General features: G+C 34.7%; 23 protein-coding genes. 1 reads left to right on the top strand and 22 read right to left on the bottom strand.

Features of this window, described 5'->3' with window-relative positions; genetic code table 11:
- Positions 1 to 180 precede the first annotated feature (180 nt).
- Positions 181 to 357: a hypothetical protein gene (locus tag ACTTG8_RS03865; protein WP_442560806.1), complete on the top strand. Its 177-nt coding sequence runs from the start codon at positions 181 to 183 to the stop codon at positions 355 to 357.
- Here ACTTG8_RS03865 and ACTTG8_RS03860 read toward each other — a convergent pair whose 3' ends face one another.
- From ACTTG8_RS03860 to coaE, 22 genes are all read right to left on the bottom strand, one after another.
- Positions 358 to 2,133 carry a helix-turn-helix domain-containing protein gene (locus tag ACTTG8_RS03860; RefSeq protein WP_442560805.1) on the bottom strand — a complete coding sequence of 592 codons (1,776 nt, stop codon included), beginning with the start codon at positions 2,131 to 2,133 and terminating at the stop codon, positions 358 to 360. It abuts the gene before it with no gap.
- 78 nt (positions 2,134 to 2,211) lie between these two features.
- Positions 2,212 to 4,011 (bottom strand): oligoendopeptidase F, encoded by a 1,800-nt coding sequence (pepF, locus tag ACTTG8_RS03855; RefSeq protein ID WP_442560804.1) that lies wholly within the window; start codon positions 4,009 to 4,011, stop codon positions 2,212 to 2,214.
- Positions 4,012 to 4,049: 38 nt separating this feature from the next.
- Entirely contained in the window at positions 4,050 to 5,771 is a 1,722-nt protein-coding gene (locus ACTTG8_RS03850; RefSeq protein ID WP_442560803.1) for a phospho-sugar mutase, read from the bottom strand.
- Between the two features lie 9 nt (positions 5,772 to 5,780).
- Complete coding sequence (locus tag ACTTG8_RS03845) at positions 5,781 to 7,028, bottom strand: peptidase U32 family protein (RefSeq protein ID WP_442560802.1); 1,248 nt, start codon at positions 7,026 to 7,028, stop codon at positions 5,781 to 5,783.
- 19 nt (positions 7,029 to 7,047) lie between these two features.
- Complete coding sequence (locus ACTTG8_RS03840) at positions 7,048 to 7,701, bottom strand: O-methyltransferase (protein ID WP_442560801.1); 654 nt, start codon at positions 7,699 to 7,701, stop codon at positions 7,048 to 7,050.
- Positions 7,698 to 8,132 (bottom strand): hypothetical protein, encoded by a 435-nt coding sequence (locus tag ACTTG8_RS03835; RefSeq protein WP_442560800.1) that lies wholly within the window; start codon positions 8,130 to 8,132, stop codon positions 7,698 to 7,700. The genes ACTTG8_RS03840 and ACTTG8_RS03835 overlap by 4 nt, the downstream gene beginning before the upstream one ends.
- Complete coding sequence (locus tag ACTTG8_RS03830; protein ID WP_442560829.1) at positions 8,119 to 9,837, bottom strand: ribonuclease J; 1,719 nt, start codon at positions 9,835 to 9,837, stop codon at positions 8,119 to 8,121. Before ACTTG8_RS03830 ends, ACTTG8_RS03835 begins: the two co-directional genes overlap by 14 nt.
- A gap of 244 nt (positions 9,838 to 10,081) precedes the next feature.
- Positions 10,082 to 10,543, bottom strand: a complete 462-nt coding sequence (locus tag ACTTG8_RS03825; protein ID WP_442560799.1) for a Fur family transcriptional regulator — start codon at positions 10,541 to 10,543, stop codon at positions 10,082 to 10,084.
- Positions 10,544 to 10,584: 41 nt separating this feature from the next.
- Entirely contained in the window at positions 10,585 to 10,893 is a 309-nt protein-coding gene (locus tag ACTTG8_RS03820; RefSeq protein ID WP_442560798.1) for a DUF1292 domain-containing protein, read from the bottom strand.
- 20 nt (positions 10,894 to 10,913) lie between these two features.
- Complete coding sequence (gene ruvX, locus ACTTG8_RS03815; protein WP_442560797.1) at positions 10,914 to 11,336, bottom strand: Holliday junction resolvase RuvX; 423 nt, start codon at positions 11,334 to 11,336, stop codon at positions 10,914 to 10,916.
- On the bottom strand, positions 11,336 to 11,629 hold the full coding sequence (locus ACTTG8_RS03810; RefSeq protein WP_442552865.1) for an IreB family regulatory phosphoprotein: 294 nt from the start codon (positions 11,627 to 11,629) through the stop codon (positions 11,336 to 11,338). Before ACTTG8_RS03810 ends, ruvX begins: the two co-directional genes overlap by 1 nt.
- 85 nt (positions 11,630 to 11,714) lie before the next feature.
- The gene (locus ACTTG8_RS03805) at positions 11,715 to 12,563 is read right to left on the bottom strand and encodes a YitT family protein (RefSeq protein ID WP_442560796.1); all 849 of its coding nucleotides are present in this window, start codon (positions 12,561 to 12,563) and stop codon (positions 11,715 to 11,717) included.
- Between the two features lie 119 nt (positions 12,564 to 12,682).
- Positions 12,683 to 13,414: a pseudouridine synthase gene (locus tag ACTTG8_RS03800; protein WP_442560795.1), complete on the bottom strand. Its 732-nt coding sequence runs from the start codon at positions 13,412 to 13,414 to the stop codon at positions 12,683 to 12,685.
- 67 nt (positions 13,415 to 13,481) lie between these two features.
- Positions 13,482 to 14,810: an ATP-binding protein gene (locus ACTTG8_RS03795; RefSeq protein ID WP_442560794.1), complete on the bottom strand. Its 1,329-nt coding sequence runs from the start codon at positions 14,808 to 14,810 to the stop codon at positions 13,482 to 13,484.
- Between the two features lie 417 nt (positions 14,811 to 15,227).
- Positions 15,228 to 15,446, bottom strand: a complete 219-nt coding sequence (locus ACTTG8_RS03790; protein ID WP_442560793.1) for a DUF1902 domain-containing protein — start codon at positions 15,444 to 15,446, stop codon at positions 15,228 to 15,230.
- Positions 15,447 to 15,580: 134 nt separating this feature from the next.
- The gene (locus ACTTG8_RS03785; protein ID WP_442560792.1) at positions 15,581 to 16,987 is read right to left on the bottom strand and encodes an RsmB/NOP family class I SAM-dependent RNA methyltransferase; all 1,407 of its coding nucleotides are present in this window, start codon (positions 16,985 to 16,987) and stop codon (positions 15,581 to 15,583) included.
- 6 nt (positions 16,988 to 16,993) lie between these two features.
- Complete coding sequence (locus ACTTG8_RS03780; RefSeq protein ID WP_442560828.1) at positions 16,994 to 17,809, bottom strand: GTP pyrophosphokinase; 816 nt, start codon at positions 17,807 to 17,809, stop codon at positions 16,994 to 16,996.
- Positions 17,810 to 17,831: 22 nt separating this feature from the next.
- Positions 17,832 to 19,196 (bottom strand): PFL family protein, encoded by a 1,365-nt coding sequence (locus tag ACTTG8_RS03775; RefSeq protein ID WP_442560791.1) that lies wholly within the window; start codon positions 19,194 to 19,196, stop codon positions 17,832 to 17,834.
- Positions 19,197 to 19,280: 84 nt separating this feature from the next.
- Positions 19,281 to 19,553 (bottom strand): ACT domain-containing protein, encoded by a 273-nt coding sequence (locus ACTTG8_RS03770; protein WP_442560790.1) that lies wholly within the window; start codon positions 19,551 to 19,553, stop codon positions 19,281 to 19,283.
- A 65-nt stretch (positions 19,554 to 19,618) separates the two neighbouring features.
- On the bottom strand, positions 19,619 to 20,452 hold the full coding sequence (locus tag ACTTG8_RS03765; protein WP_442560789.1) for an MBL fold metallo-hydrolase: 834 nt from the start codon (positions 20,450 to 20,452) through the stop codon (positions 19,619 to 19,621).
- Positions 20,445 to 22,751, bottom strand: coding sequence for a cell division protein FtsA (locus ACTTG8_RS03760; protein WP_442560788.1), 2,307 nt, complete (start codon positions 22,749 to 22,751; stop codon positions 20,445 to 20,447). The genes ACTTG8_RS03765 and ACTTG8_RS03760 overlap by 8 nt, the downstream gene beginning before the upstream one ends.
- Positions 22,735 to 23,349, bottom strand: coding sequence for a dephospho-CoA kinase (coaE, locus tag ACTTG8_RS03755; RefSeq protein WP_442560787.1), 615 nt, complete (start codon positions 23,347 to 23,349; stop codon positions 22,735 to 22,737). The genes ACTTG8_RS03760 and coaE overlap by 17 nt, the downstream gene beginning before the upstream one ends.
- Between the last annotated feature and the right edge of the window lie 6 nt (positions 23,350 to 23,355).

The following is a 23,355-nucleotide window of genomic DNA, read 5'->3' as shown; positions in this document are numbered from 1 at the left end:
ATAATTTTACTATATTAACTATCGCATAGCATATTATTAGACAATTTTTTATTCAAAATGTCCGACATAATGCTATTTTCTTATCTCATGTTATACTATATAATAATTAATGTCAGATTAATTGTTTCCCTAAAACAAAATTTGAAAAATATATAAATTTATTTAAGTGAGGTAATTATTATGAAAAGAAAAGTATCATTTGTCTGTTTGGTTGCATTGTTATTAAGTTTTGCACTTCCAACCTTATCTTCTGCTAATAATGCAGATGGCCTTAAGCAGATTGCTCGTGGAGATAAAAAAGTCCACCACCCTATAAATGTTCATTCTACAACAAAATACTCTATTAAAATTATGTAATTAATACCATATTTTATTAGTTTCAAATATTTTTTCATAGTACGCTTTGATGCTTTTTGCATCATCATACATTTCGTATAATTCGGAAATATAAAACATTTCTTTACATATTCTGTCTGCCTCGGCTTTATTGCCGAGGTCTTCTTCTATTGTAGAAATAAAGTCTAATATATCCAGTAGCAAACCCTCTTCATTTTCTATAAATATTTTTTCTATCGCTCTTAAGGCAAGTTTACGGCATTTATCATACTCACCATTATTTTTCAATAATTTTATTAAATCTCTTTCTATAATTGCCGTTCTTGAATAATATGTTCCTCTATGACCTCTCTCCTTCTTCAATATGGTTTCTAAAAATTTTATAGCCTCTGCTAGACTTGTTTTAGCCTTTTCCCATACTATTAAACTTAATATCTCAAGTTCTTCTCTACTAAAAATATTTCTTTTTTCAAAGTCTTCCTCATTACAAAACATTAATTTCCAAAGTTTCTGTACATCGTCTTCATTTCCAAAAGAATTGTGTAATTTAGAAAAACCTATAATCTGCTCATTTATCGGAATAGTCATGTCTAATTTATCAGCTAGGTCGGCGTATCGTAATTCCGCCTCTTCATATCTACCGGTTGCTGCAAGACCTCTACACTCTGAATTTTTAATCAATATAGCATAATCATCAGTTTCGACTTCACTGCTATAATAAACTGCCCTAAGCCCCAATCTTTCTTTTAATAGATTCAAAGTAGTCCTACTTGGTGTATTTTTACCTGTTTCTGCTCTGGCATAGGTACTTACAGCACATATGTCTCCTGCTGCCTCTTCTATAGTAAGTCCTAATTCCATCCTTCGAAGTCTTAAAACATCGCTTAGTAAAAGATACTTCTTTCTTTCAACCCTCTGCAACTCCACTCTAAAATCAGGACAGACACCATATTCAGTAAATACTGATACTAAAGCATCTCTTTGAAAACTGCGAATTTTTGACAATCCATAAGACATTTCGTCCTCAACCAAATATTTTAAAATCTCCGGCACTTCTCTAATAGCATAATTTTTCACTAATATTTTCAAAACATCATGTTCAATTTTCAGCCTAATATCTTTACTCAGAAGTTTAATATCATGCTTTAATAATACTATTGCAATTCTTGGTATTATTTTTCCTTTTATCAAATCATCCTTCAATCTATTGCTATAATATTTATAAAAGGAATATAACTTCGTACCATCAGTCATTTCCATTTCATAAAGCAAATCATAATAATTCGTCAAAATATGACCTTCAAATATAGAAAGCAGTCTTCTGTCTTCAACGATTTTATCAATATCATTTATTGTATGAGTTAAAGACATTTTTATATGATAAAGAGCCTTACTCAAATCTTTATTTACAAATCTTTCAATTATATAATCTATAAAATCCCTGTACTGATATTGTATCTTAGTATTGATTTGTTTCAGCAGTTTAAATTTATTTCTTTTATCTATAAGTCCTTTCCAGTCATTATTTTCTATACTAAGCAGACAGCTATTATACCACTCATAAAATCTATGCACATCCTCCGGAACTATGAACTCAAATCTGTATGATGATACCCCCATTCTCTCAAGTAAGGTAATGAATGTAATCATATCCGGAATCATAATATCCGATTCGTAATTGCACCAAGTACTTCTCGTAAGGATACCTTTAAACACATCTGTCTGAGTAAGTTTTAAATTTTCTCTTATGTTTCTAAGTGTATATCCAAAGTTATCTGTTAAATATTTCACCATCATATCCCCATTAATAACAAAAGACTGCCGACCTAAGAAGTCTTCCTAAGCCAGCAGCCAATCTATAATCCTTATCTTTTATTACTTTGTGAGTTCTTCCATTTCTTCTATCACTCTCTCAAATACTTCAAGTGCAGAGTTAATAGGCTCTTTTGTAGCCATGTCTACTCCTGCTATTCTAAGGAGACTGACAGGATCAGCGGTACATCCACTATGTAAAAATTCCATATAATCCTTTAATGCACTCTCACCTTCTTTTAAGATACGGTGTGCAATAGCAACAGCTGCCGAATAGCCTGTCGCATACTGATAAACATAGAAGTTATAGTAGAAATGAGGTATTCTCATCCACTCGTAACCTATCAATTCATCACTCACCATATCTTCACCAAAATACTTTTTATTTAATTTTAAATAAAGTGCAGTGAGGTTCTCATGTGTAAGAGGCTCACCTCCCTCAGCCATCTCAGTTGCAGTTTTTTCAAATTCTGCAAACATAGTCTGCCTGTAAACAGTGCCTTTAAAACTGTCCATATAATGGTTAAGAAGATAGGCTCTTTCTTTATTATCCTTAGCATTTTTAAGCATATACTCCATAAGAAGTACTTCATTTGTAGTAGAGGCAACCTCAGCTACAAAAATCTTATACTGTGAATCCATAAAGTGCTGTTTTTCATTTGAAAAATATGAATGCATAGCATGTCCCATCTCATGGGCTAGAGTGAAAACATTATCAAGCGTTCCGTTAAAGTTCAAAAGAACAAACGGATGAACCCCATAAACTCCTGAGGAATAAGCTCCTCCACGCTTTCCTTCATTTTCAACTACATCTATCCAACGCTCTGTAAAAGCCTTTTTTAAGAGGTTTACATATTCAGTTCCAAGAGGCTCCACTGCCTTAAGTACAAGCTCCTTCGCCTCTTCAATAGTATACTTTACCTCATAATCTTTAACTATCGGCACATATACATCATACATATGAAGTTCATCAACTTCTAAGAGTTTCTTTCTAAGTCTTACATATCTATGCATCTTGTCAAGATTGTCATTTATTGCCTCTACAAGATTTTTATAAACTTCAGGTGATACATTATTACTGTCAACAGCAGCCTCAAGTGTTGAAGAATACTTTCTTGCTCTTGCATTAAACATAAGTTGTTTAACCTGTCCTGCATAAAGAGTTGCCCAAGTATTTTTGAAACTTCCAAATGTTTCATAATATTTTTCAAAAACTTCTTTACGCAAATTCCTGTCTTTGCTTTCCTCAAGTGGTACAAATCTACCATTTGTAATCTGTATTTTTTCACCATTCTCACCTGTAATCTCAGGGAACTTAAGGTCAGCATTTGAAAGAGTTGCAAAGCCTTCGTAAGGGAGTTCGGAAATTTCATTTGTTCCTGCAAGCAGTCTTTCAAGTTCAGGGCTTAAAGAATGCTCCTTCCCCCTCCTTACTTCTGTAATAAATACCTTGTATTTCACAAGTTCAGGCTCTTCTTTATAAAAATTCTCTATGACTTCATCGCTTACAGCTATGATTTCAGGTTCTAAAAAGGATAGTTTTTCAGAAATGCCTACTTCTAATGACATTGCCTTTGAATAAAGTGTCTGCCCCAAAGTAGCTGTGGTATCCACATCTCTCATTTTAAATGCATATCCAAATACAAGATGGCATTTCAAATTACACTTTTCAACCATTTCAAGCACCTGATACAGGTTTTCTGCACTCTCAGCTGCCTTGCCTAAAAACTTTACAATTTCATCAGCTAAACTTACAGCCTCATTTAGAGTTTTTTCCCAATCTTTTTCAGATGCAAATATGTCCTCAATTTTCCAAGTAAGTTCTGTGGCAACTTCACTTCTCTTTGGCAGTTTATTTTCCATTGGTCTGTCTCCTTAATATTTATATGAAATCTATTTCATCAATCTCCAAGTTTTTTAAGCTCTGCAAGTACCTTATTTAACTTATCCTCAGCATCCTCTAAGCTATTTCCTTTTATTCCTGCATAGAACTTAATCTTTGGCTCAGTTCCTGAAGGTCTTACACAGAACCATGCATCGCTTGTCATATCAAAATAAAGTACATTTGACTTAGGAAGTCCTGTTGTTCCTGTTTCACCTGTAGTTAAATCCTTAACAACATCATTTGCATAATCTCTTGTCTTAAGCACCTTATACCCTGCAAGCTCTGTTGGAGGATTTTTACGAAGATTATCAAGTATTTCATTGATACGCTTAGCTCCATCCTCACCTGCAAGAGTCATTGTATAGATGCCCTCTTTGAAGTATCCGTACTTCTCATACATATTTAACATCTGATCCCAAAGAGTAAGTCCTTTATCCATATAATATGCAGCAGCCTCACAAAGCCCTACAACTGCCATAATTCCGTCCTTATCTCTCGCATGAGTTCCAATAAGGCAACCATAACTCTCTTCAAAACCAAATTCATAAGTTCCTCTACCTTTTTCCTCAAAGCCCTTAATCTTCTCACCTATGAACTTAAAGCCTGTAAGTACCTCAATTAAATCCAAATTGTAGTATTCTGCTATCTTAAATGCAAGATTCGTGGAAACTATTGTAGTAATAAGGGTACTGTCATCTTTAAGAAGTCCCTTATCTTTCTTCACTGACAGCTCATATTCAGCAAGGAGCATACCTGACATATTTCCGGTAAACTGAATATATTTTCCTGTTTTCTTATCCTTTGCATATACACCAAGACGATCTGCATCAGGATCATTTGCAAGAACTATGTCTGCATCCTTTTCTTTTGCTAATTTAAGTGCAAGTTCAAATGCCTTTTCATCTTCAGGGTTAGGATAATCAAGAGTAGTGAAATCTCCATCCGGCTCTTCCTGCTCCTTAACTATATAAACTTCCTTAAATCCTAATTCCTTAAGCATTCTCTGTACAGGTACATTTCCAGTACCATGGAAAGGAGTGTAAACTATTTTTAAGTTCTCTGCCTGTTTCTTTATAATTTCAGGACTGAGAATGAGTTTCTTAAGTTCAGCCACATACTTATCATCCATTTCACTGCCAATTACATTGAAAAGCCCTGCTTTAACAGCCTCTTCCTTATCCATAGTCTTTATGTCTGAATATGCTGTATCTTTAACAAGATCAATTATATCCTTATCTACCGGTGCTGTTATCTGGCATCCGTCATCCCAGTATACCTTATACCCATTGTATTCCGGTGGGTTATGGCTTGCTGTAACCATTATTCCTGCTGTGCACCCCAGTTCTCTTACAGCATAAGAAAGCTCAGGTGTTGGACGAAGTGCATCAAAAACATAAGCCTTTATGCCGTTTGCATTTAATGTAAGAGCTGCTGCCTCTGCAAATTCAGGTGAAAAATGTCTTGAATCAAAGGATATTGCAACTCCCTTAGCCTCTGCCCCCTTATTTAAGATGTACTTTGCAAGTCCCTGAGTCGCTCTTCGTACAGTATAAAGGTTCATACGATTTGTACCTGCACCGACTACACCTCTGAGTCCTCCCGTACCAAACTCCAGATCCTTGTAAAATCTGTCTCTTATTTCTGCATCATTACCGGCTATTGCCTTAAGCTCTGCCTTTGTTGCCTCATCAAATACAGGGCTTGTAAGCCACTCTTCATAAAGTTTCTTGTCGTCCATACCTTCCTCCTATTCTGTTTCTGCACTGCGCATTATGTCCATAACTTCTACTGCCGTATCAAACTTTATCTTAACTATGGACTGAGGATGTGGGCAAGCTTGTATCTCGACCCCATTCTCATCCCACATTTTAAGAACTTCTGCATCTATATCTCTGCCATCAGCCTTCATAATCTGAATCTTATCACCGACACTGAATTTATTTTTCTGCTCAAAAATAGCCGTTCCATCTTCATTAACTTTATCTATGTGTCCATAATACTTACATCCTGTTACATATGTATTATTGTCATAAATCTGCGAATTACTGTCAGGCTTATTGAAGAAAAATCCGGTTGTAAAATTACGATAGGTACATTTTTTAATTTCTTCTGCATACCAATCTTTATTGGCCTCAAATAAAACAGTGGACTCAAACCAGTCATCAATAGCCTTTCTATAGGTTCTTGCCACTGTAGCTACATAAAGAGCAGTCTTCATACGGCCTTCAATCTTAAAGCTGTCTATTCCGGCCTTAACAAGTTCCGGTACATAGTCTATCATACAAAGATCTTTAGAGTTAAATATGTATGTACCTCTTTCATTTTCTTCAATAGGCATATATTCTCCGGGTCTGTTTTCTTCAACTACATGATATTTCCAACGGCAAGGATGGGTACAAGCACCCTGATTGGCATCCCTTCCAGTCATATAATTAGATAGCAGACATCTACCTGAATAAGCCATACACATTGCTCCATGCACAAAGGTTTCTATTTCTCTGTCAGCAGGAATATTTTTTCTAATTTCTGCTATCTCATCTAAAGAAAGCTCCCTTGCAGATACCACTCTTTTAGCACCAAGTCCATACCAAAAATTAAAATCAGCATAATTTACATTATTTGCCTGCGTGCTGATGTGGATTTCTATTTCAGGAACTACCTCCTTAGCAATCATAAACACACCCGGATCTGAAATAATGATTGCATCAGGCTTTATTTCTTTAAGCTCCTTAAAATATTCTCTTACTCCATCCAAATCTTTATCATGTGCTGTGATATTTGCTGTAACAAACACTCTCTTTCCCTTTTCGTGGGCATACCTTACTCCCTCTTCCATGTCTTCTCTTGAAAAGTTCTTCGCCTTTGCCCTCAGTCCATACATTTCTCCACCTATATATACGGCATCTGCACCATATTTAATAGCAAGCTTAAGTACTTCAAGACAGCTTGCCGGAATCAATAACTCCGGTTTCTTTAATTCAATATTTTCTTCCATCTAATCTTCCATTCTAAATTTACTTTTTAATAGACACTGCCATACCGTCACCTACTTCTAAAAGCATGGTTTCAAAATCCTTATCCTTAAGAAGTACATTCACATACTCCCTCATTCTGGCATGAATCGTCCTATCTCTTCTTACCACTGTGTACCTTGAATCAAGAAGTCTGCCCTCCTGGAGCATATTATCCGTAATAAGTATTCCCTGAGGTAATAACAGTTCTTTTATATTTTCAAAAAAATTAATATACTGCCCCTTTGCTGCATCCATAAATATAAAATCGTATGAGTTTCCCTTAGATACAAATTCATCTAAAATCTCTATAGCATCACCCTTTATAAGAGTTATCTGCCTGTTTTCATCAAATCTTTTAAAATTCTCCTTCGCCTTTAAGGCTCTTTCTTCCATTTTTTCGATGGTAGTTATTTTAGCCTTTTTATCCAAAAATTCAAGCATAAATAAGGACGAAAAACCTGTGGCAGTACCGACTTCAAGTATATTCAAAGGTTTTTTTAGCTCCAGCATAAACCTTATCAGATGTTGACTTCCTTTCCTTATAATAGGAACATTCTCTTTTATGCTTTGAATTTCTAACTCTGCAAGATGCTCCGGTAGCCCATCCGGAATACTTTCCAAGAAGTTTTCAAATCTTTCATGCTCAACCATCATTTTTTCTTCTCCGTACTTTTACTTGGCGTAGTTATTACTTTAAAAATCTGGTCATAATCCATGTCACTGCTGACCTTATAAGTTCCGGGCAAAATATTGAGTTTAGTCAACTTAGCTCTAACATAAAAAGAATACTTATTAGGTATTACCTTCTTTACTTCAAGTAGCCTTGCTACCTCCATTGTTGACTCACCTTTATTTATAGTAAGTTCTGTAATATATCCTGAGTCCTTGGTAACAGATACCGAGCCGAATACCTGGTAAGCAAAGTCATAGGTATAATTACTGGCTTTAATGACCATGTAAACTATTACCATATAAAATATTATATTCAGAAAAATATGTATAACTGCTCCAAATATATTTAATACAATCCTTCCTGTTCTTCTACCGGCTGCCACCAATTCACCTCCTACATCAATATTCGACATCTGTAATTATAGTAATAATCATTGGAGAGCGCTTTGTCTGTTTCCAAATAAAATCACTTAATGCATCTCTTATTTCATTTCTAATTCTATTTCTTTCAATAGTTCCCTTATCCTGGCACCTGATAAGTGCCTCATTTACAGTATTCATTGCTTCTTTCAGTATTGTATCTGATTCTTTTACATAGATGAATCCCTTTGTTACAATTTCTGCATCAGAAACCATAAGGTTACTTCCCTTTTCCATAGCAAATGTTACTATAACAAGACCATCCTCTGAAAGTTTTTGCCTATCTCTCATCACAGCATTGCCTACATCACCTATTCCAAGTCCATCAACCATGATTCCCTTACATTCCACTTGGTCAACAACTTTTCCACCATCCTCCTTGATTTCAAGTACATTACCATTTTTGAGTATGAAAATATTTTCTTTTGGTATACCCATTTCTTCTGCAAGTTCAGCATGACGAACCAAATGTCTGTACTCACCATGGATAGGAATAGAATACTTTGGCTTAATAAGTGAATACATAAGCTTTATTTCTTCTTGGCAGGCATGACCCGAAACATGGGCATCCTGAAAAATTACTTTTGCCCCTTTAAGATATAATTCATTAATCACCCTTGAAACTGATTTCTCATTTCCCGGAATTGGTGTAGAGCTAAATACTATGGTATCACCGGGCTTAATACTTACTTTCTTATGGATAGATGCAGCCATTCTTGAAAGTGCAGCCATAGCTTCCCCCTGACTTCCTGTAGTTATAAGTACAAGCTGTTCATCCGAATAATCCTTCATTTGGTCTATATTTATAAGGGTATTTTCTTTTAAGTTAATGTAGCCAAGTTCTCTTGCTATGGTTATTATATTGACCATGCTCCGTCCGTCTACAACTACCTTTCTTCCAAAGTTCTCAGCTGAATTTATAATCTGCTGAACTCTGTCAACATTTGATGCAAAAGTAGCTACTATAATCCTGTTATTTTTATTTTCAGCAAAGATATTATCAAAGGTTTTCCCAACTGATCTTTCAGACATTGTAAATCCCGGTTTTAAAACATTAGTAGACTCACACATAAGTGCCAGCACACCTTTACGGCCTATTTCACCGAACCTCTGTAAATCAATCGGATCTCCAAATACAGGAGTATAATCAACCTTAAAATCACCTGTATGAACTATCGTACCAACCGGAGAATATATAGCTAATGCTGCTGCATCACTTATGCTATGGTTAGTCCTTATAAATTCAATCCTAAAGCAACCTAAATTAATTGACTGTCCATATTTTAATATCTTTCTTTTAGTACTCTTAAGCATATTTCTTTCGCTTAATTTGCTCTCCAAAATCGCAACTGTAAGCCTTGTAGCATACACAGGCACATTAATATCTTTTAATATATACGGAAGTGCGCCAATATGATCTTCATGGCCATGTGTAATAACAAAGCCTTTAACCTTATCTATATTCTTTTTTAAATAATTGACATTAGGAATCACACAGTCTATTCCAAGCATATCATCTTCCGGAAATGACATTCCACAATCAACGATTATAATGCTATCCTCATATTCAAAGGCAGTAATATTCATGCCTATATGCTCAAGTCCACCAAGTGGTATAATCTTCAGTCCCTTAACAGGTGATTTTACCTCTTTTATATTCTTCCTTGGCTTTATTTCCCTTGAAACTTCTTTTCTCATTTTAGAAACAGCCGGAAGTTTATCTATGTCTATGCCTTCATCTTCCGGTCTTATTTTACGGCCTTTGTCTGTTTTATTTTTTATAATTTTCTCTGTTTTGCTTGCTGATTCTTCAATTTCTCTTTTTGTACGCCTATACTTATTTGTAGCTTTTCCTATGCTCTCTACCAATTTTCCAAATTTCTTATCGTTCTTTTTGTCATTATTATTTTCCGACATTTTACCTCCTTAGTTTAGGAGTAAATCAGTCCTGATTTTTAGCCTCTCTGCAAGCCTTACAATATCCGTAGAGTTTAACCTCATGGTTGACAACCTGAAAACCTGTGAGCTTATTAATCTCATTTTCAAGCGGTTCCATAAAATCCTTTTCAAATGAAAATACACCGTTACAGCTAAGACAAATCAGATGATGGTGTCTATGTCCACTTGCAGACGATTTTCCAATCTCATATCTGATAAATCCATCATCAAGACTCAGTTTATCTATAATACCCATGTCTGAAAGCAACTGAATTGTACGATATACAGTTGCCAGTCCAATGTCCGGATGATCCTCTCTGACCAAATCAAAGATTTCTTCTGCTGTAAGATGTTCATCCTCTCTCTGTTGCAACACTTCAAGGACAGCTAATCGCTGCCCTGTTACTTTTAAGCCCTTTGACTTAAGTAATGCCTTAAAATTCTCATTTCCTTTTTCATTCTGCATGGCTTCACCTATTCCTCAGGTTCTGATATACTTCGTTTACATTATTCCTCTTCTATCTCAAAATCTACATCGTCCATCATTTCTTCAAATACCTTAGACACTGTAAGAATTTCCTTTTCGTCCTCAACTAGCTTATAAACTACATCTTCACCATCTTCTGAAACACTATCTTCTTTGATAATAAATACATCGACTGTCTCATCATCATTTTCTAAATCTTCCATTTCAGCATCTGAAACCAAAAGATAATTTACACCTGCTAACCTTGTTTGACAAAGCACTATGTGATCTTCACGTTTTCCATCCTCGTCAACAAACTCGATTGTTCTCAATTCTTCATTCTCTAACATAGTTTCTCCATTTCTTATTTTTATTTTTTATTTACATTCATATAATCTTCTAAAATAAATACAGCAGCTACCTTATCCACAATTTTCTCTCGCTCTTCTCTTTTAAGGCCTGCCTCTATCATAATCTCATGCGCACTTACAGTAGTAAGCCTCTCATCCCAAAGTACAACCTCTATTCCTGTTCTTGCTGTAAGTTTTTTAGCAAATTCTTCCGAAAGCTCACACCTTTTACTTATAGAACCATCCATATTCTTCGGATAACCTAATACTATTTTACAAACCTTATACTCCTTAACCAACTCAGCTATCCTTGCCAAGGTCTGACGGAGTTTGTTCTCTTCTTTTCTTCGAATAACTTCAAGTCCCTGTGCCGTTAAACCTAATTCATCTGTAACAGCTACACCACAGGTCTTTGAGCCTAAATCAAGTGCCATTATTCTCATTAACGCTTACCTTTGAACATAGACTTTTTAGTATGGGTAAATGAATCTATATAATGTTCCATAAGTTCTTCTACCAGTTCATCTCTCTCAACCTTCATTATCATACTTCTTGCATTATTATGGTTTGTTATATATGTAGGATCCCCTGACATAATATAACCTACAAGCTGATTGACAGGATTATATCCCTTTTCATTAAGAGCCTCATATACCTTTTTAATTACATCCCCTACCTCTATCTCAGGAACAGCACTTACTTCTTTAAAATATTGTGTGTTATTTATATCTGCCAATTCTTTTTCTTCCTTCCAAATAATTCTGTTAAATATATATTACTTTAATTCTAATATAAGTAGAGATAGATTGCAAGCAATAAGTTTAGCACTTAGGCTTGTACATAATCTCATTAATTGTCGATACTGTCAAAAATGCATCAGGATCTGTCATTCTTACATACTGCATAAGCATTCCATACTCCCTTTTATTTACTACTGCCACTATTTCTTCCTGCTCAGTATTATTATAAGCACCCACAACTTTGTACAAGGTAGCTCCACTATGCATATTTTCGAGAATAAACTTCTTAATATCCTCTCTTTTATTAGATAAAATACAAACCTTCTTTTTAATATTTGTTCCAAACAAGAAATAATCCAGTATAATTCCATTTAAATAAGTACCAAGCACGCTTAATACCACCGTTTTAGTATCATAAGCAAAAATAGCTGAAAGCGAAACCAACATTCCTGCAAGTGACATTGCCCTTCCCTTATCTATATGAAGATACTTATTGAGAAGTTTTACTATTATGTCAAGTCCTCCGGAAGATGCATTGTGATTAAATAAAAGACTAAGTCCTATACTTACTACGAAGATATAGCATATCATATCTAAGAATGAATCATTGGTAAGTCCATTGTATGACGGAAATATCTTTTCCAAAATTCCTATGAAAATAGGTAAAATTATTGATGTATATACTGTTTTTCCTCCAAATTCCTTACCAATAAAAATAAATCCTATAATTAAAAGCCCTATATTAAATATTAAGCTTATGGTTGCTACACTAAGTGGAATAAATTTCTGTAAAACTATTGCCAGTCCAGCTATGCTTGCAATCGCCAAATTATTTGGCATCATAAAAAAGAACACAGCCACTGCCACTATGAAAGTAGCAAAGGTAATGACTGCCATATCCTGAATGTAATACCGGTATTTGTCTTTCATGTTTACTCCTAAAAATCCAATTTATATTTTCTGTCTGATAAAATCTATGTTTATTTTTAAAATTATAGCATATTTTTATTTGAATGGCAATTTATCCCAAATTATTCAATACTTTTTCCCTATATTTCTTTTAATCTTATTATTTCTTCTGCCGTAAGTTCTCTTACTTCACCTAATTCCAAATTTTCATCAAGTACAAGACTTCCCATAGAAAGCCTCTTTAAGTACATAACCTCATTGCAAACAGTCTCAAACATGCGCTTTACCTGATGGAATTTCCCTTCCGATATAGTAATTTTAGCTACAAATTTATTTTCGGAATCACAGATTTCAAGCTTAGCAGGTTTACAAATAAAGTCTCCCAAATCTAACCCACTTGAAAAAATCTCTATATCAGATGCTTTGACAGGGTTTCTAAGCTCTGCATAATAAACCTTATCCACATGATTTTTAGGAGAAAGAAGTTTGTGGTTTAATTCCCCGTCATTTGTAATAAGTAAAAGCCCTTCTGTATCCTTATCAAGCCTTCCTACAGGAGAAAGCTCATCAAATCTCGGACAGTTTACTTCTGTTTCCTTAAAAACATCCATAACTGTCTTGGTTTTTCCCTTCTCTGTAGAGGTAATTACTCCCTGTGGCTTATTCATCATATAGTAATAATATTCTACATATCCCACCGGTTTACCATCTATGCAAATTTCATCATTATCTGTATCTACCTTTGTTTCAGGACTTTTAATAACAACTCCATTAGCCGTAACCCTGCCTTTTCTTATATATTCTTTAACCTTACTTCTGGTTTCAGAAGTCATATCTGATAAATACTTATCAAGTCTGATAGTTTTTGACATTGGTTGCTCCGTTTCATAATATTTATTCAAACTGGAAAGTTAAACCCCAATTTGAGATTAAAGTATCCTAAAAAAATTGTGCCATATACATCGGAAAATACTCCAGATTACCATCCTTGAAATAGTCCTTTGTATAGAGCAAAATTTTGTTGGAAATTCTTTCAGAAAATTTTAAGGAAAAAGCATCTATTGAAGAATGACTCCTGTATCCAGAACTTTTAACCTCTATTGGGCTTATCTTGTTTTTATTTGATATCAAAAAATCAATCTCATAGTTATGTCTTGTCTTTTCATTTAAAAAAGTATGGTAATACAGCTCATGTCCATTTGCCTTCAAAGTCTGGGCAACTATGTTTTCATATAAATATCCGAGATTAGCTCTCGTCTTATCATTTAACAAACTTGAATATATATAATTATCAATAAAGTTTCTATCTTTAAATGCCAGTGATACAAAAAGTCCCGAATCAGCCACAAACAGCTTAAATTTCGCCAGATTTTTATTATGTGCCATTCCAACATTAGGATCATTTACATTATATGACACAAGTACAGTCCTTGAATCTTTTAATTCTGCTATCTGTTCTAAAATATCTCCGGCTCTGTTTCCGGCAATAACACTGGAAACCTGATATCTTGAAGCGTTTCCCATAAGTTGTGCAGGGATGGCATCAAATAGTGCAGATATCTTGCCTGTAGCATCAATCTTTCTAAAATCATCTTCATACAAAGATAAAATGTCCCTTTTCACATTATCAACTTCGTTAAAGTTATTACTATTAATAAAAGCTTCTACAGCCTGCGGCATTCCGCCTACCAACATATATAGCCTGTAATCCCTCATTATCTTACGGTGTACAGCCTGACCAAGCGGTTTTCTTAATTCATAAAATTGTCTGAGCATCGGTACTGATATCTCATCGCCCAGAGCCCACCTAAATTCCTCAAAGTCCATAGGATACATATGTATTTTCCGTTCTTCACTCGGTATAAGTATATCCTTAACATTTTTATGGATTGATATCAGAGATCCTGTCTCTATATAATCATAACTTCCATCTTTTACAAGTGCTTTGATTGCTTGTCTTGCCTTTGGACACAGCTGTACTTCATCAAATACAATGCAAGAAGCTCTTTTATTTAATCTTACCTGATACTGTAACTGTAACTGTAAAAAAATATAATTCAAATCTGATAAGTCATCAAACAACTCTTTAGTCTCATGTGAAGCAGTAAAAAAATCTATAAAAATATAACTCTCATACTCATTTTTAGCAAATTCTTCTACAACAGTTGATTTACCTACCCGCCTAGGACCTTCTACCAATGCGGCAGTTTTCCCTCCCGACATTTCCTTCCACTCTAACAATTTATCATATATTTTCCTTTTGAACACAATACATACAGCCCTTTCCTCAAATTCGTTAATTTTATTTTACCATTTTACCACATATTCGTCAATTTTATTTTGTTGTTTTTTTGTATTTTCGTTATTTTATATTTACATATTTTTATAATTTTTTCAAAATAAGTTACAATGTATTTTAATGATTAGATTATCCATATGCATTCATTCTATATCAAGTTCATAAATTAGCAAGGAGATATAACAACAAAAAGCAGTCGTTCTAATTTTCATTAAAACAACTGCTCAGATATTATATTAAATTTCAATAAGTTTGCACTTCTACCTATGTATGTATAGTCTGAGTTACTATCATGGTATTGTCAACCCCTCAAATTATTTTTTACAATTCTAACACATTTTTTTATTTTTGTCCAATATTTTTTACTTCCTTTTCATATTCTGCCATTATGCACACACCTCTTCACGTCTCTCGGACTTAAAAAGTAAACTGGCATGTTCAATTGGCTGATGGTTGAGTTCTAAGAGTTCCGGTGCAACAGTTCTTACACGTTCTATTAAAACATCAAGCGACCCACTTTCTAGTACAAGTCCTATTATATCATCACTTGTGGCAACCCATACAGCTGCTTCACTATCCCACATTAAATTAACTGTATATTCCATTTTGTCCTCCTATCCTTTCCGAATCTTGAGCCTCTATATTTAAGTTAGTGCAAATTTTGCACTTTTAATACATATAAGGTGTAAATAATATGAATTCAAAATTTAAATCTAAGATAGAACTTTCCCATTAATCCCTACATCATCCTCCAGCCCGAAAAGTACTTATTCTTTATCGTAGTACCCGAAAGTTTTCCAAATCCCAACGGAAAACCATTAATTCCAATCAGAATAAAAGCTCCCTTTTCTGCCTTGTCAAGCTTATTTTTTACAATTTCATCCTTTGTCACTTCTATTGTTTCACATTTTAAATATTTAATTACCCTCTCATCATCTACATCTAAATCAAGAAAATACTTTGATTCTTTCTTGGTACGAGACATAGCAAAAGGTTCGCTTGGTTCAAATCTTCCTTTTTTCCTATCTCCAACATAAAGCCCATTTCTAAGAATTCTAAGTCCGGTAACATCAGGAATTCCTTCAGGAATAAGATAGAGCTTTTCACCATGCAACTCCAGTCTCTCCAGTTCTTCACTTGTTAATCCCCAGCTTTTAAGAAAATTTTCTTCCTCAGTAGACAGCTTTACTCTCTTTACATTAGTTTCAAAATACCTTTGATATCCGGTGCTTTTCTTATGTAGAAGACAAAGAAAATGTCCTTCTCCATCCATTCTATGTGGCCAGATACGCACAGCCCCTCTTATTTCTTCTTTATCCGAATTTATCCATTCAGGATGACCTGAGTCAAATCCTTCATATATCGCATTTATTGGAACTACCTCAAGTTCAGGAAACATTGTTAAAATATAGTCAATAGTTCCCTCATTTTCATCAGGCGAAAAAGTGCAGGTTGAATAAAGTAAATATCCATCATCAGCTAACATGTTAACTGCATTAGGAAGTATGTCTTTTTGTAAATCATTATAATAGCCGGTACCATACTGTTCCCAGTTTTTTATAATGGCAGGCTCTTTCCTAAACATTCCTTCACCGGAACATGGTGCATCTACAAGAATTTTGTTAAAATATCCTGTAAATACATCACTTAGATTTTTCGGCGTTTCGCTTGTAATCAACGCATTTTTAATTCCGAATACACCTAAGTTTTTAAGTAGAGCTTTTGCTCTGGTAGCAGATATATCATTTGATACCAATACACCTTTTCCATTTAACTTAGCTGCAAGCTCTGTACTTTTACCACCCGGTGCAGCACAAAGGTCTAATACCCTGTCTCCCGGACTAACTTGAAGGATATTCGCCGGAGTCTGTGCAGACGGCTCCTGTATATAATAAAGTCCTGCATAATAATAAGGATGCCTAGTTGCTGCAAACTCATTTCCATCAAAATAAAAACCATTATCTATCCAAGGTATAGATTTCATTTTAACCACAGAAAGTCCCTCCCAAGCATCGGGAGAGACCTTAGTTCTATTTAGCCTAAGTCCCTGTAGTGGACTTTTATTATAGCTTTCAAGGAAATTATCATATTCCTCTCCAAGCATATTTTTAATTTTTTCTAAAAAACTCTCAGGTAAATTTATCATTAAATATTATAAATTCCTTTCCGGCAGGCTCTGACTTCTATATCCTTCTGCTATTACATCCAAGTCTTTACTAAATTTTATTAGAGTATTTAAATCACCTGCTGCATAAATCTCATAAAATTCATCCTGTATCTTAGCTACTTCCCTATCGTTTGCTACCTTATAAAGATTTTGAATGTTATTAAGAATTTGGGATACAATTCCTGCTCTGATTCTAAATGAATTCTGTGCATCCACAATCTCATTTCTGATTGCAGACATTTCAACATCCAGCTGAACTATAGCAGCTGCTGCATTCTGAAGTCTTTCAGATATATTCTTAGGCATATTTCCCTTATACTTATACTGAAGAGAATGTTCTATTATAGCCCAAAAATTCATAGCAAGGGTTCTAATCTGTATTTCAACCTTGACCGTCTTCTTTCCACTCAAAGTTTCTACATTATAGGAGGCTATTATATGATAACTTCTGTAACCGCTTTTCTTTTGATGACTTATATAGTCTTTTTCCTCATGTACAATCAGATCAGAACGATTTTTAATCATTTTTATTACACTCGCAATGTCATCCTCAAATTGACAAATTATTCTTATTCCGGCAATATCTTCCAAATTATTTTCAACATTGTATAATGGGATTCCTTTTTTTCCTGCTTTTTCTATAATGCTGGAAATCCTCTTTACCCTTCCTATTACCTGTTCAATAGGAGAATACTGCCCCATGGCTCTATATCCTTCAATTATATGATTGAATTTTACAACAAGTTCATCCACTGCAAGTCTGTAAGGTACCAAAAATTCACTCCACATTTTAGTTTCCATAGGATAAACCAACCTTTTTATATTAATTCTTAAAACTATGTATTGGAGCAGGTATTCTTCCGCCTCTACCAATAAATTTTTCACAAGAAAACTTATTTACAGGCATAATTGGCGCATAGCCCAAAAGCCCACCAAACTCAGCCTGTTCTCCAACAGTCTTCCCTGCAACAGGTATGAGCCTTACAGCCGTAGTCTTCTGATTTATCATTCCAATTGCCATTTCATCTGCTATTATTCCTGAAATAGTGGCAGCTGATGTATCTCCCGGAATCGCTACCATATCAAGTCCTACTGAGCACACACAGGTCATGGCCTCCAATTTTTCAAGACTCAATGCTCCATCCAATACAGCATTTATCATACCTTGATCTTCACTCACAGGAATAAAAGCTCCACTAAGTCCTCCTACATAAGAAGAGGCCATAACTCCACCTTTTTTGACCTGATCATTTAATAGGGCAAGTGCTGCTGTTGTCCCCGGTGCACCGGCTCTTTCAAGTCCCATTTCATAAAAAATATCAGCAATGGAATCCCCTATTGCAGGCGTAGGTGCAAGTGATAAATCAACTATGCCAAAAGGAATACCCAGTCTTCTTTCAGCCTCAAGTGCCACTAGCTGTCCTATCCTTGTTATTTTAAATGCAGTCTTTTTAATCTTTTCGCAGAGTGTACCAAAATCATCACCATCAGAATTTTTAAGCACTGCCCTTACAACACCCGGTCCACTTACACCAACATTTATTATCTTATCAGCCTCAGTCACTCCATGAAAAGCACCGGCCATGAAAGGATTGTCATCAGGAGCATTACAGAAAACTACAAGTTTTGCACAACCTATTGAATCCCTATCTTTTGTAAGCTCAGCAGTTTCTTTGATAATTTCTCCCATCAACTTAACTGCATCCATATTTATTCCGGTTCTGGTAGAGCCTAAATTTACCGAACTGCATATATGCTCAGTTTCATTAAGTGCCTTTGGAATTGATTTTATCAATAATTTATCAGCAGGAGTACTTCCCTTAGATACGAGTGCAGAATATCCACCTATGAAATTAACACCAGTGTCTTCTGCTGCCCTATCAAGGGTTTTTGCAATCGAAACAAAATCCTCTTCAGACTTGCAGGCAGGATTTCCTACAAGAGCTATAGGAGTAACCGATATTCTTTTATTTACAATTGGAATTCCAAATTCCTTACCAATTTCATCTCCTGTTTTTACCAAATCCTTAGCTGTTTCAGTTATTTTTTTATAAATGTTATCATTTAATTTATCTAAATCATCTGTAATACAATCCAAAAGACTAATTCCCAGTGTTATGGTACGTACATCTAAATGTTCATTCCATATCATTTCATTTGTCTCAAATACCTCACCTAATGTAATCATAAATTTCTCTTAACCCCCATATCTTTGATAATTTTTTATCAATACGGTGACTGCACTCATTATTTACTTTCATTTCCTCAAACATTAAACACGATGCATTTTATCAAAAATTTCTTCTCTCTGAATATTTGTTTTAAATCCACATTCTTCACCCATTTTCATAAAACCATCTACTACAGTTGCAAATTCATTATCCACATCTGTAACATCAACTATAATCATAAGATTAAAAAAACCACCTACCAGAGTTTGAGATACATCAAGTATGTTAATCTTCTTTTCTGCAAGGTAATTACAAATTTCTGCAAGACGCCCTACATTGTCTTTTCCCACCGCTGTAATTATTGCTCTTTTCATATCTTCTCCATTCTTTGGTTTTATACCAATGTTATAAATTCTTTTAAACTAAATAATACAATCTATTAATTCATAGAAGATTTGATTATAACTTTCTCTGAAATCTTATTTCTATTTGCAACTACAATCTTAGTGTAGTCCTCATAGTTCTTGTGTTTCATAAAAAGCTCATATTTTACCGTTTCAAGTGCTAATTCAGGCATATTATTCTCATCACTCAGATGACTTAAAAATATATGCTGTATATTCTCATTCCATATTTTTGCTATCAGCTTTCCTGAATTTTCATTTGATATATGCCCCTTATCTCCCAAAATCCTTCGTTTTAAATGAAATGGATATCTCCCTACTTCAAGCAGCCTTTCATCATGATTTGCCTCAACTACCATTGCGTTAGAGCCTCTAAGGCCTTCTTCAATTTCATCAGTCACTATCCCAAAATCAGTACACACTGATACCTTTACTCCATTCTTTATAAAACTGAAACCTAAAGGTTCAGCGGCATCATGAGGAATATTAAAGCAGTTTACTTCAAAACCACTTAAGTCGAATTTACAGCTTGAGTCAAATTTATGCATTATTTTTTTGTAACTATTATCAAACCCCTTATTCTTTGTTATTGCCAAAAGCGTTCCAAGGCTTGCAAATACAGGTATCTTATATTTCTTCATAAGCATCATAAGTCCGTTTATATGGTCTGTATGCTCATGAGTAATGAAGATTCCCTTTATATCTTCAGCTGCAACAGAGAGTTCATTTAAGCTGTCCACTATCCTTTTACAACTTATTCCACAGTCTACAAGGATACTATTTCCCTCACCATCTCCTACAATACTTGAATTGCCACTGCTGCCACTGGCTAATGTTGTAAACCACAAATTTTTTTCAATATTACTCACTCCACGCTATCCTAATCTGATCACCATCATGTACCGGCGAAGTAAAGTCCATATCACTCACTCCATTTATTTCAAGTATCAGCCTTCCTCTATATTCACTCATATCAAAAGGATAGAAATCAAGCACATCTACCAGTAGATAATGTATCTTTCCCTTAAGTGTAACCCATGTATCATTTACTTTAACTGTCACATCTTTTGCTGATGGGTTAGATATTTGCTTTGATTCCTGTTCAAACTCATTAGTCTGATTAGAGTCATCTTCTAATTTTTCAAATGGTGCCTCCATAACTGCCATTCCTGAACCTAAACTAAAGGTGTCGACAGGCTTAGCTATATTTGTTTCAGGCTGTGGCAAGTCAGTTTTTTCCGGAGCTGCAATCGGTATCGAAATCGCATCCTCTCCTGTACCAAAGGTGATTGCATCTGCTGTTTCTGTATAAGAAGGCTCCGGTACAAAATTAATATCTATTACAGGCTCCTCTTCTATGTAATCATCAGGTAGTTCATCATAACTGCTGTAAGCCATCTCCTGCTCTACTTCGTCTTCAGTATAAGAGGCATTATCAGTAACGGTAAAATTAGCATAAATCTTCGTATTCTCATTCGCTGCCATATTATTAACCATAATACCGCTATGATATGGAAGATCTAACATTTCCATAATCTGCTGTAATGTATAAAAATTCCTTATAACTACATCATCACCATCAGCTATTTCATAGAAACCCGACACCAATTTCCCATTTACTTCTGCAAGCTTTGGACAGCTTAATTCTTTTCCATTAAAAATTATATTAAATGAACTATCCATCTCTCTAATTTTACTTACCAAAAGCTTAGCAGGACTTCCTTCTGTAGAAGGCTTAATTGTAATAATATCATTTTTAGAAATAGGTTTGCTTATACTTACAATATTGCCGTTTAACCTGATTTCAGCAGGCTCTCCCACCTCACCTCTTTCGCTTCTTCTCGAACCATCCAAGGTATAATGTATAGATTTTCCACGCTTAGGAAAGAGGTCATCATTTGAAAATCCGTCACGACTTAATACATCATATATAGTAAGCCTGTTATTATCATAAAGCTTAATTCTATTTCCGTTTAATGTAACATAGATGAAATTATTTCTAGCCTCATAGTAGCTGTAACATATACCTATAGGAGTAACTAAAAGTGGATCTTTTACAATGCTCTCATCTGCAAATTCAACCTCTCCAAGTACCTCTTTACCTCTAAGTGCTACCCTGTCATTTTGAAGTCCAAGTACCTCTGCTATATGCTCTGTAAAGCCTTTTACCTTACCTCCGCCTCCAACTACAAATACTGCACTTACAGACTTTCCTCCATTTAATTCCTTAATCTTCTCAGCTATTTCTTCTGTAATGGAATTTAATGTTGGAGCTATTGTCTTAAGAATATCATCAGCCTTCATAGTCTGAGTAATATCCATTATATCCTTAAATTCCACCTTGTCATTTTCAGTAAGATCTCTTTTAATCTGTTCAGCTGTATTAAAGTCAACAAGACAAAGCCTTGCTATTATTTCTGTTATCTCATCTCCTGCATGAGGAATCATTCCATAGGCTATTACACATCCGTCATTTGTTATACAAATATCAGAAGTACCTGCTCCGACATCCACAAGAGCTATGTTAAGAAGTCTGAACTTTTCAGGAATAGCTACATCTATAGCTGCAATAGGCTCCAAGGTAAGATTTGCTACATTCAGTCCTGCATTTTCCACAGCTGCATACAAATCATCTACTACATCTTGTGGCAGAAAGGTAGCTATTAATTCTGCATCTATTCTTGTACCCTTATGCTCCTCAAGATTAGTCATCTGCTGCCCATTTATATAATAATGCATTACAGAATACCCTACACAATAAAAATCGTTACCATTATCTTCAGCTGCCCTAATAGTCTTATATGCCTCTTCAACACCGAGCATTTCAAGAGTATGGATTTCATCATCATGTATTACTGTTTCTTCAGTAAATTCTATGAACGGACTTACATTTACAGTCTTAAGCACACGCCCTGCAGCCGCTATAGAAACTTCAGTAAGTTCCCTGCCAAGCTTAGATTCAAGCCTCTTTTTCATCTTCCTTATTGATGCTGATACCTTAGGTATATCATGAATCTGTCCGTCAAGCATAGCCCTTGTGTCATGTTCAACCTGATCTATGGCAAAAACTTTAAATTGATGCTCATCCTCTCTTGCACCTACAGTTCCAACCAAACTCCTTGTTCCAATATCAAGACCAAATACCAATCTTTCAGGTAATTCCTGCATGGTGTCCTCCTCTATAGCTTTCTAATATATTTTTTATCTGAATTTCAGTTTCTGATTCAGTGCCTGAATTATCTATAACATTATCTGCAATCTTTCTAAATTCTTCTTCTGAATTTTGGCTTTCAAAGATTTTTACAGCCTGTTCTTTAGTTATTCCTCTATTGTCATAAAGCCTTTTAAACCTCACATCACTGTCAGCATATACAAACCATATCTTATCACACTTTATATTATACCCTACTTTTATCAAAAGTGCAGTCTCTAAAGCAATATAATTATAATTTTTTTTCTTAAATTCTGCTATCCTGCTATCAACCTCTAACTCTACAGCAGGATGTATTATGTTATTTAGCTTAAGCAGTAACTCCTTGTTACCAAATACTATACTCCCAAGTTTTTTTCTATCAATAGAATTATCATAATCAAGGACTTTCCTTCCAAAACAACCAACAACTTGATTATAAGCCTTCTTCCCTACTTCCATTACTTCATGTCCTATAGTATCAGTATCTATGATAGCCGCATTAAACTTATTATGTAACAGTTTTGTAACAACAGATTTACCCGAACCTATTCCCCCGGTAACTCCAATTACCATCTTCTT

Source organism: Catonella sp. (assembly GCF_052173895.1).
In the GTDB taxonomy this organism is placed as follows: domain Bacteria; phylum Bacillota; class Clostridia; order Lachnospirales; family Lachnospiraceae; genus Catonella.
Note: the sequence above shows the minus strand (reverse complement) of the source record. Positions and strands in the feature narration are given on the sequence as shown.